Origin of the sequence: Micromonospora sp. MH33 (genome assembly GCF_003013775.1) — a bacterium.
Lineage (GTDB): Bacteria > Actinomycetota > Actinomycetes > Mycobacteriales > Micromonosporaceae > Micromonospora > Micromonospora fulviviridis.
In genome coordinates, this window is sequence record NZ_MUYZ01000642.1 from 1 (window position 1) to 1,252 (window position 1,252).

Below are 1,252 nucleotides of genomic sequence, written 5' to 3' on the forward strand. Positions count from 1 at the left end.
GCCGAGCTGGCGATCGTGGGCGGCGGCTTCGCCACCGGGCTGCCCGGCTTCGTACCGCTGGTCGGGCACCTCGCCCGGCAGGCGGACCGGCCCGGACGCCCGGCGCCGCGCGTCGCCGCCGCCGCGCTCGGTGGGCTCTCCTCGCTGCACGGCGCGCTCCAGCTCGCCCGCGACCTCGCGGGCCAGCGGGTCCCCACCGGACCCGACCGACCGACCAGGGAGGCCCGTCAATGATCAGGATCGGGGTCGTCGCCGGCAGCACCCGCCCCGGCCGCAAGGCCGACGTGGTGGCCCGCTGGGTGTGCGACATCGCCGCGAAACGCCCGGACGCCACAGCGGAGCTGGTCGACCTCAAGGACCACCCGCTGCCCCACTTCGACGAGATGATGCCGCCCTCGATGGCCCCGTCCACCCGCCCGGCGGTACGCCGGTGGGGCGCCGCCGTCGCGGCGCTGGACGCGTTCGTCTTCGTCACGCCCGAGTACAACCACTCGATCCCCGGTGCCCTCAAGGACGCCGTCGACTTCCTGTACCAGGAGTGGCACCACAAGCCCGCCGGCCTGGTCAGCTACGGCGTGCACGGCGGCACCCGGGCCGCCGAGCACCTGCGGCTGGTCCTGGGGCAGGTGTCGGTGCCGGTGGTCCGCTCCCAGGTGACGCTCTCCCTGCACGCCGACTTCGCGCAGTTCCGCGACTTCCGGCCCGGGCCGCACCAGGAGGCGACGGTGGGCACGATGCTCGACGAGGTGGTGGCGTGGGCCGGGGCGCTGCGGGGGCTGCGCCGCCCGCAGGCCGTCCGGTGACCCCGATCACCGGCGCCACCCGGCTGTACGGGCTGCTCGGCGACCCGATCGCCCAGGTCCGCGCCCCCGGCCTGCTCAACCCGGTGCTGGCCCGGCGGGGCACCGACGCCGTGCTGGTCCCGGTGCACGTGCCGGCGGCCGACCTCCGGCCGGTCGTCGCCGGGCTGCGGCAGGTGGCCAACCTGCACGGCCTGCTGGTCACCGTGCCGCACAAGGCGGCGCTGCTCGCGCTGGCCGACCGGGCCACCGACCGGGCCCGGCTGGCCGGGAGCGTCAACGCGCTGCGCCGGGAACCGGACGGCACCTGGTCGGCGGACACCTTCGACGGCGACGGGTTCGTCCGCGGGCTGCTGGCCGCCGGACACGACCCGCGCGGCCGGCGGGTCTGCCTGGTGGGCGGGGGCGGCGCCGGCAGCGCCATCGCGGTCGCCCTGCTCGACGCCGGGGTC

General features: G+C 77.2%; 1 protein-coding gene and 2 pseudogenes. All 3 read left to right on the forward strand.

The annotated features are described in order from the left end of the window. Window positions 1-234 (forward strand): annotated as a pseudogene (locus tag B0E53_RS36600) (hypothetical protein); the annotation flags it as partial. Beyond that, a complete protein-coding gene (locus B0E53_RS36605; protein WP_107079931.1) occupies window positions 231-803 on the forward strand; it encodes an NAD(P)H-dependent oxidoreductase in 573 nt (190 codons plus the stop codon). The pseudogene B0E53_RS36600 and the gene B0E53_RS36605, both read left to right, overlap by 4 nt. After that, window positions 800-1,252, forward strand: a pseudogene (locus tag B0E53_RS36610) (shikimate dehydrogenase); the annotation flags it as partial. The gene B0E53_RS36605 and the pseudogene B0E53_RS36610, both read left to right, overlap by 4 nt.

What these genes read in the sequence shown, in the direction of transcription:
- B0E53_RS36605 (WP_107079931.1), top strand. Translation starts at nt 231, where the DNA reads ATGATCAGGATCGGGGTCGTCGCCGGCAGCACCCGCCCCGGCCGCAAG.